Below are 8,584 nucleotides of genomic sequence, written 5' to 3' on the forward strand. Positions count from 1 at the left end.
AACCAAAGAGTCAATATCATTTTTTATTTTTTTTAAAATAAAATATTGTAAACAACTGGTTGTATTTCAAGACATTATAGGCAAAATAAGAAGCGTATAAAAATAAAACATGAAAACAGAAGAAATTCAAAGAGTGCATAGCGCCTTTAAAGTCAAAGTACAGCGCCCCATTGCAAGGCATAAAAGTATCAAATGCATGGATTAATTAATCTCAAGAGCGGTTATTTTACCTTACTTTAATATTGATTCAAAAGGATTTCTCTACACAGGTATGATTTATAAAGACATTGCTGTATAAAGAGAATTCGCATGATCTGTAATTTGTAAAAAGAATCAAATTCCTGTAGAAGCATGCTAAGCTATCTAGCTAGCTTTCTTTATTTAATATTGAGAAGTACTCTTATAAATCTATGTGGGATAACGAACAACAAAAAAACGATCCTGGACAAGACCCTGCTCTTGTCGTCAAGCGCTTGCGGCCTGCACGCCGACAGGTCTCTGCTCGTTGGCTTACAGGAACCATTCTGACAGGAATCACTTCCTGCATTCTTATGGGTATTGCACTTTTTACGGCTCTTGATGAACAACAGCGATTGGTAACCCCTCCACAATGGTTTACGCAAGAAAACCTATCAGAATCACAAGATCTTGAAGCCAATGGCTATAAAGGTGATCGCATTTCTCCCACCCATGCACGGCAAAGCTTTGACAAAAAACGTCAATTTGAATTATCGATTCTACAAAAAAAAGGCGATGAAAAAGTCATTCAAACACAACATTTTGAATGGATTCGTATGGCTTTAGCCGAAAAGCGCCCCCAGAAATATAGCTATCCAAAATTTGATTCTTTAAGCATTCTTGCTAATGATTCGACAAATCAAAACGCTAAACTACAAGATTCTGGACAGATTTATGGAGCAAAGGTCGAAACAAAACTCACCTTACGCAGCTATGATTTTAAGGTAAATCAATTCGATTTTGATGACACTGACACATTGACAGATGAAGAGGCACAACAAGAAGTGCAAAAAGCTGGATTTACTTTAGAAAAGAGCTCCGAACTTCTTTCAGTTCTCACATTGATTGATCCTTTAAAATTAGAAGATGTATCCTCCCCTTCCCAAGGTACAGAATCCCCTGAAGTTCGAATCGTTCAAGAAAATGTAACCGTTTCTCCTCAAAGTCACCGTATCGATCTGACGAAAAACTATGTTGAAGATATTATTCCTATTCGTAAAAAACAAACGATAGCCGATGCTTTCAAAAAAACCAATTATACAAAAAAGCAAATTGACCAGGTTGTAAAAACGCTAGAAAAAATAAGCCTTTCCGATACCCTTAAAGAGGGAAGCCTTTTACGCATTGGCATCGTGACACAAGCGGGAGAAGAAGACCATCTCGTACGCGCAAGTATCTATCAAGGAATGCATCATATTCTCACCATTGCCCTGAATGATAAAGGCCAATTCATTGAAAGCACAGAGCCTAAAATGTCTAAAGCACTTAAAACGGCTTTTCAAAATGGTATTCCACATTCTTATATCAATAGCGCGCAATTACCAACGGCTTATGATGCACTCTATAGTGCTTTGCTAAGCCATAATATATCACAATCTCTCTCTCATCGTCTTATTCGTCTGCTTGCCACCAATATTGATATGAAAAGCCAGATAACCCCCAATGATCAGATTGAAATATTTTATGCCATACCACAAAGCGATAAAGAAACCCAAAACGGCAAAAAGAACTTAAAAGCCAAAGAACCCTCCAAGAACACTGATCCAGAAATTCGTTATATTAGCGCCACTTTTGGGAATACAACTTATAAATATTACCGTTATCAATTAAAAGATGGAAGCGTTGATTATTATGATTCTGAAGGGAAAAGTTCAAAACCTTTCTTGTTGCGCAAACCCACACCAAATGGCATTTTTGGCTCTCCCTTTGGCCCACGCAAACACCCTATTTTAGGCTATATTCGCATGCATACGGGTGTTGATTGGGTTGCTCCTAAAGGATCACCCATTATTGCTGTAGGAGATGGTATTGTCACAAAAGTAGGTGTAACAGGCGGCTATGGAAATCATACGGAAATTCAACATGCCAATGGGTATATTAGCAGTTATTCACACCAAAGTCGTTATGCACCAGACATCAAACCAGGCGTGAAAGTACGACAAGGACAAATTATTGGGTATGTTGGATCAACAGGAATGGCAACCGGTCCCCATTGTCATTTTGAAATCATTGTCAATGGCGTCAAAGTTGATCCCATGCGCATCCGTATACCGGATAGCAAAGCCTTAACCAATCAAGACCTACAAACATTCCTACAAGAAAAAAACAACATTGATGCCTTGATCAACAGCCCAATAGCACCCTCCGAAGAAACTTAAAGCATCTACCTTTTTACAACTCAAAACATCTAAAAAATATGCTTGAGCGCTTACTTTTCTCAAAGAGATTTCCGCATTTTAAATATCTATTAAAGAATACGCCGAAATATGCCACCACCCAAGGTCGCATCACAATGATTGAAAATAAAACGCCCTCCCCTTTTCTGGTTTACGCACAATAGAAAAGTAAAAAATATGAAACCCCAAAAGGTTAACTCTTCTTGTTTATTTTATCAAAACGATAAAAATCCCTTTGTTTTCCATGCAATAAAATCTCAAATCAAAGAGGTGCCCGCTAAAGGATGAAGATTCTAAAACCCATATCATTCTATAAACAACCCGGCTTCTTTTTGAATAAATTCCACCTATTGAATGCTTATGCTGTTCATGACCCTAAAGGACAGTGTTTCATGAACTTTCTGAGCACGTTTTACCTTAAGAATATTCGTTACACACTTTTACAAAAACACCCCATATTTAAAATTTTAACAGCCCTTACAAAAAATAATAAAACTTGAAAAAACAATCTATTCGCAAAGAAATAGAGCTTACGAATATAAGTATTATTAGCGTAAAGGAGCACTTATTCAAAATAAATTTAAATTTTAACTTAAGCACTTCAAAGCTATAAAACATACAAAAAAGGAGAATTTTGAAAGCTGATCATCGGAGTAAACAAAGCGAAAAAACAACAAGAGAGAAAATCAAACATTACACCAAAAGATAAAGAAGCAAAGTTGCTTCTCTTGAAGACAATCGATTTTAATATTAAAGAGTGATGTGTTCGCGCTATAAAGCCGTATTTTTCCTCCTTCTTGTGAAAAGATGCCCTCCCCATACATTCACGATGAATGAAAGGCAGCTTACCACGAGCAAAGAGAAAATTTACCCTTTTAAAAATCAGTCAGAGCTTTTTTTTGAACTATTCATGCTAAGTTTTGGCAAAGGAATGACAATTTTTGTACCTCCTAAAGCAGAGGTTTCAAACAGAGGTTTTTCACCAAATTGCATACAGAGCTGTTCCACAACCACACGACCAAGTCCTGTTTTTTGTTTTAAAGTTTGGCTTTTCATTCCCACGCCATCATCTTCTACAATGAGCATCAATTGTCCATCTTTCTGGGGACCAAAGGAGATATAAATATGACCGGACCGTTGATCAGGAAAGGCATGTTTTAAGGAATTTGTCAGCAGTTCACCAAGAATAATTCCAAGTGTTGTCGCATCTCTTGAAGACAGGCGACACTCTTTAAAGTTGGTGTGAATGGTGATGTTTTCACGCAATTCAAAAGGGACTGCCAATTCGACATCATGCACAACAGAACTGAGAAACTCTGCCAATAGTGTCGTTTCCATATCATCACTTAAGCGCAAACGACGATGTGCTGTAGAAATTGTCTGAATACGATCACGTGCAGCTCCTAGAACAGAACGGACCTCTTCATTTTTGCTTCGGTTTAACTGGAGCCCCAACAAAGAAGACACCGTCCCAAGAGAATTGCCAATGCGATGGCTTGCATCCTGCAACAATATTTCAACCCGTTGGCGTTCTTTTTCAGCGTGATTGCGTGCTCTTTCTAATTCTTGTGTTCGTTCTTTCACGCGGGCTTCCAGAGCGATATTTTCACTATGAAGCAGCAATTGATACAATTTTAAAGAGCGCATATCACGATGAAAACGATTAATAACAAAATAGGCCGAAACAAAAGTACTGACAACAGAAACAATAGCTGCCAATGTTAAAGCAGCACGCATCAATGCGATACCCTCGCGCTGTTTTTGGCGCACCACATCATCCCCATTAATAAAACTTGTCATCAATTGCGCTAAACGTGCTACAGGAATCTTTGATACTTCCAAAGAGTCCGCATGAGAAAGTTGAGAAGGTTGTTCAGAAATCGCATCAAGAGCATGCATATGGGCACTCATAAAGGCTTTTCGTGCTTCAACCTCTTCTTTAAAAGCCGTAAACCATTTATACCACTGCGGATGCGCATAAACAATAAGTGCGATATAGTCGAGAATATTCCCCAACTCCCGTTCTGAATTTTCAAAACGTATTTTATCTTCCGCCTTGCGCGTTTTTGCATAGCTGCGATCAGCAACAGCCATATCAATCAAGCTAATAAGGACCAAATCAGCCTGTTCACGCAATTCTGAACTTGTATTCAACTGTGCGACTTCTCGATCAACGGCATTTGAAAGCAACATAATAAAAACCGATGCCAAAAGAGCCATAACAAGAGAAACAACAATCGCACCCCACCGCCAGCGTGATATCGTTGCATCAGAAGAAGGCATTTGAGGCATCAAATTTGTTTTTGTTGTCATAGAATGTCCATTGGCGAACTTGAAAGTCGTCATTTTTCAGCACAAAGGAAGGCAACCTTATGGAACATAAAACCTAAAGCCCGTGAGAAAGTTTTATACAGGCTTTTCTTGTGTTCTTAAAGATACACGCCAAACTTCTGAATTCCCTCAGATACTGACTTTACTGTAATAGCTATAACGGGAATAAAAAAAACAAGGCTATCGATCATAATTATTATGCTTTTTTAGCCGTTAAATGAACACAATGTACTTCCAGCTGAGTAAGAATCAGGACCATAATCAGACTCACCATTGACATTAAGAAGTTCTTGTAATCGATTACGCGCCCTGCTCACACGGCTTTTAATGGTTCCAACAGCACAACCACAAATAGCCGCAGCATCTTCATAAGAAAATCCCGATGCGCCAATGAGAATAATGGCTTCTCTTTGATCGGCAGAAAGCAAATTTAAGGCTTTTTTGAAATCTTGCAAATCAAGTGATCCATATTGAGCAGGATGAACAGCGACATTTTGAGTAAACACGCCGTCGGTATCTTGAACTTCTCTTCCCTTTTTACGCATTTGACTATAAAATTCATTGCGCAAAATGGTAAAAAGCCACGCTTTAAGATTAGTTCCCATCTCAAAACTATCTTGCTTAGCCCATGCCTTCATAACAGTATCTTGGACCAAATCTTCGGCTTTATCGTGCTTGCCACTTAAAGAAACAGCAAAAGCTCGTAAAGCCGGCAACACAGAAAGGAGTTCTTGTTTAAAGTTTTTCGCGCACTTTGACATAAAGGATTCAAACCTTTTCCACATTGTTTAAGCCAAATTGCTCTGCGCGCTCCAACTTCTCTAAAAGCTCAAGCAAACACCGTGGCAGTGCTTCTTCTTGAATTTCCATGTAAAATTGACGTAACTTCCGTGCTATTTCGCTATTGACCCCGAGAAGATCATCTCCAACTCTAAATTGTGTGGTGAGATTTTTTTCATCACGGTCGTTCATTTTTCATCCCCCTAATCCATATATTATTGGTAGCACCGCGAAGAATTTTTTCGCCTTATGGTTGTAAATATAGCTGTCGGTAAAAAGTTCCATACAAATCAAGGAACTTTTTTATCGGTTGAGAATTTCAACCAACAAAATGCTTGAAAGGTCAAAGGAGTTATAAATTATGTCATTATCAACGCGCATTGCCCCGCATCTTCCCTATCTTCGGCGTTTTGCCCGCTCTGTCACCGGTAGCCAATCCTCTGGCGATGCTTATGTTTCAGCGATGTTGGAAGCACTCATTGCCGACATCTCCATTTTTCCCAAAGCCTCCACTGACCGAATTGGTACCTATTGGCTTTTTTGCCATCTTTTTGACCAAACCACACCAAACATCCCTGAACCCCTGCCCCAATTTGGTCTTGAACAAAAAACCAGTGCCAAATTATCCTATCTCACGCCCCGTGCACGCCAAGCATTTTTGCTCATTGCCGTTGAAGGATTTCATGAACAAGACGCCAGCGAAATCATGAATCTGGATACGAAAGAATTTCGCAAACTTCTCAACCAAGCATCCCTTGATATTTCTCAACAAATTGCCACTGAAGTAATGATTATTGAAGATGAACCTCTTATTGCACTTGATATTGAGCAAATGGTAGAAAGCCTAGGTCATCATGTTGTAGGAATAGCGCGCACGCGTGATGAAGCTGTCATTATGTATCATAAGAAAAAACCAGGGTTGATTTTGGCTGATATTCAATTAGCCGATAACAGTTCAGGGATTGATGCGGTCAACGAGATTTTGAAAAATGACCGTATACCGGTAATTTTCATCACGGCTTTTCCCGAAAGGCTTCTCACTGGCGAGCGTCCAGAACCAACTTTTTTAGTGACCAAACCTTTTAACCCTGATATGGTGAAAGCGCTTATTTCCCAAGCTTTATTTTTTCAAGAGAATGCTTCTAAAGCGGCTTAGAACAGGGTAACATCTTAAAATTATGATCGTTACGCCTCTTTCAAAGCCTCCCATGGATAGATCTCATATAAGTGCGCTCATGCAAGCGATTCGTGGTGCTGATATTTGCGTTCTCTATCAGGCAACAAATCTGGTTTATTTATGGGCTGAAAACTTGCCACACCATTTGCACAATAAATGGCGGGTTGGGTGTCGTGACAGCGACTTTTTTTCGCTTGACCTTGCAGACAATATGGAAACCATCAAACTGCAAGTTTTAGCCAGTGGCAAAATGCAAACTGTTGAAGCACGTTTTGAAGATACAAACAAACAAGAGATTTGGTACAAATTTTCTATTGATTGCCACCGCAATGATAACGAAGACATTATTGGTATTATCACCACCGGTGTCAATATTTCCGGCTTACGCCGCCGTGAACAAGTGCTTAAAATCCTTCTTCGCGAAGTCAGTCACCGTTCTAAAAACCTTCTAGCGATCATTCAAAGTATTGCCAGCCAAACCGCGCGCTATACTGAATCTCTTCAAGTTTTTCTACGCAAATTTCAAGGTCGTCTTCATTCTCTTTCTCATTCTCAAGATCTGATTACCGATTCTGATTGGCGTGGTGCTCAATTTCGCGAATTAGTCCAAACGCAAGCTTTAGGCTATTTTATGAAAGAAACAGAACGTTTTTCACTTGAAGGCGTCGATCCTTATCTTTTTCCCAATGCCGCTTTGCATATCGGTTTGGCTTTTCATGAACTGATTGTCAATTCTCTTTCTTTTGGAGCCCTTTCCCAAGAAAAGGGGAGCATCTGTGTACGCTGTGAAATTGAAACAAAACTGAATGGCAAAACGCAACTTATCATCACTTGGCATGAAAATTTTGAATCCGGCATCCCTCCCACAAACAATAAAAAAGCCTGTTTTGGTAGTGCCGTTCTCGAAAAAATCGTTCCCATTTCCGTGAATGGTTCAGCTTCCCTCAAATTGACACAAGAAGGAATTGTCTATTGCCTCTCTGTTCCTGATACTTATTTTGATATTTTTTCTTAAAAGAGCATTTTAAACAATGAACAAGAGAATTTTCCCCCTTTTTAGCAAAATGTCGCATCTGTTTATTAAGCACAAAGATATTTTCCAACCTCTTTAAACCAACCTCTATAGTCCCCCAATAGTTCCGCAAAACCTTAACGATGAGAACTGAAAGCCACATAAAATCCATTCCCGCTGTCAATCAACTTCCATCCCTCATATAACCGGCATATTTTAAAACAGAAACCAAAACGATAAAGAGCAAACCGTTTCAGCTTTTATATGCAAAATAAAAGCGAGCCTATTACCCATCTCTTTTTGTGTAATTTTCGCAATGCGTATATAATTTTATTTTGGCAGAATATGAAATTTCAAGAAGTAAAGCTAATATCCATCATCACTCCTCAGCTTTACGGGCTTAAAGCATCCACGACAACGGCAATTAATTGATGTAAATTACACATTTTATGCTTTTATTTATCGCATTTTTTAATGGAGATATCCTCTTCAGTTACAATAGGGCTTCCTAAAACAGAATACATTTGTGTCCCTCATTCACGCACTTTTTTAATATTTCCCAGCGCATCCACGCTCATTTCAAAACAGTATCTGTAAATAAGATATAATAGCCCCCGTAAAGTGAACCATCAAAACCGCCCCTTGTTACGCCACGTCCTTCTTTACCTTCATGCCCCTTTTCACTTCATAAAAGTAGTAGCTGAGCATCATCATACCATTTGTCTCTCATGTTACAACAGCCGTTGACCTTTGAGAGCGTCCATAAGAGGCATTTCAGTCTTTTTTTAAATATTACTCACCAATATAAAGCCCACACACACACCCTTTTATGACGTGCAAGCCTATGACTTTGATTAATTCACTATAGAA

General features: G+C 38.9%; 6 protein-coding genes. 3 read left to right on the forward strand and 3 right to left on the reverse strand.

Annotated features, from left to right (window positions below; genetic code table 11):
- Positions 1 to 410: 410 nt before the first annotated feature.
- Entirely contained in the window at positions 411 to 2,396 is a 1,986-nt protein-coding gene (locus tag ACFIN0_RS04645) for a M23 family metallopeptidase (RefSeq protein ID WP_375610685.1), read from the forward strand.
- A 900-nt stretch (positions 2,397 to 3,296) separates the two neighbouring features.
- On the opposite strand, the gene ACFIN0_RS04650 is transcribed toward ACFIN0_RS04645, so the two are convergent.
- From ACFIN0_RS04650 to ACFIN0_RS04660, 3 genes are all read right to left on the reverse strand, one after another.
- Complete coding sequence (locus ACFIN0_RS04650; protein WP_375607011.1) at positions 3,297 to 4,727, reverse strand: sensor histidine kinase; 1,431 nt, start codon at positions 4,725 to 4,727, stop codon at positions 3,297 to 3,299.
- 224 nt (positions 4,728 to 4,951) lie between these two features.
- Positions 4,952 to 5,506, reverse strand: coding sequence for an RNA polymerase sigma factor (locus tag ACFIN0_RS04655; RefSeq protein WP_375607012.1), 555 nt, complete (start codon positions 5,504 to 5,506; stop codon positions 4,952 to 4,954).
- Positions 5,507 to 5,513: 7 nt separating this feature from the next.
- On the reverse strand, positions 5,514 to 5,717 hold the full coding sequence (locus ACFIN0_RS04660; protein WP_375610684.1) for a NepR family anti-sigma factor: 204 nt from the start codon (positions 5,715 to 5,717) through the stop codon (positions 5,514 to 5,516).
- Between the two features lie 169 nt (positions 5,718 to 5,886).
- On the opposite strand from ACFIN0_RS04660, the gene ACFIN0_RS04665 reads away from it, so the two are divergent.
- Together ACFIN0_RS04665 and ACFIN0_RS04670 are read left to right on the forward strand one after the other, a co-directional pair.
- Positions 5,887 to 6,681 (forward strand): response regulator, encoded by a 795-nt coding sequence (locus ACFIN0_RS04665; RefSeq protein WP_375702011.1) that lies wholly within the window; start codon positions 5,887 to 5,889, stop codon positions 6,679 to 6,681.
- 22 nt (positions 6,682 to 6,703) lie between these two features.
- Positions 6,704 to 7,717 carry a sensor histidine kinase gene (locus ACFIN0_RS04670; RefSeq protein WP_375702012.1) on the forward strand — a complete coding sequence of 338 codons (1,014 nt, stop codon included), beginning with the start codon at positions 6,704 to 6,706 and terminating at the stop codon, positions 7,715 to 7,717.
- Positions 7,718 to 8,584: the final 867 nt, after the last annotated feature.

This window comes from Bartonella sp. AA89HNZF (genome assembly GCF_042196905.1).
GTDB lineage: Bacteria > Pseudomonadota > Alphaproteobacteria > Rhizobiales > Rhizobiaceae > Bartonella.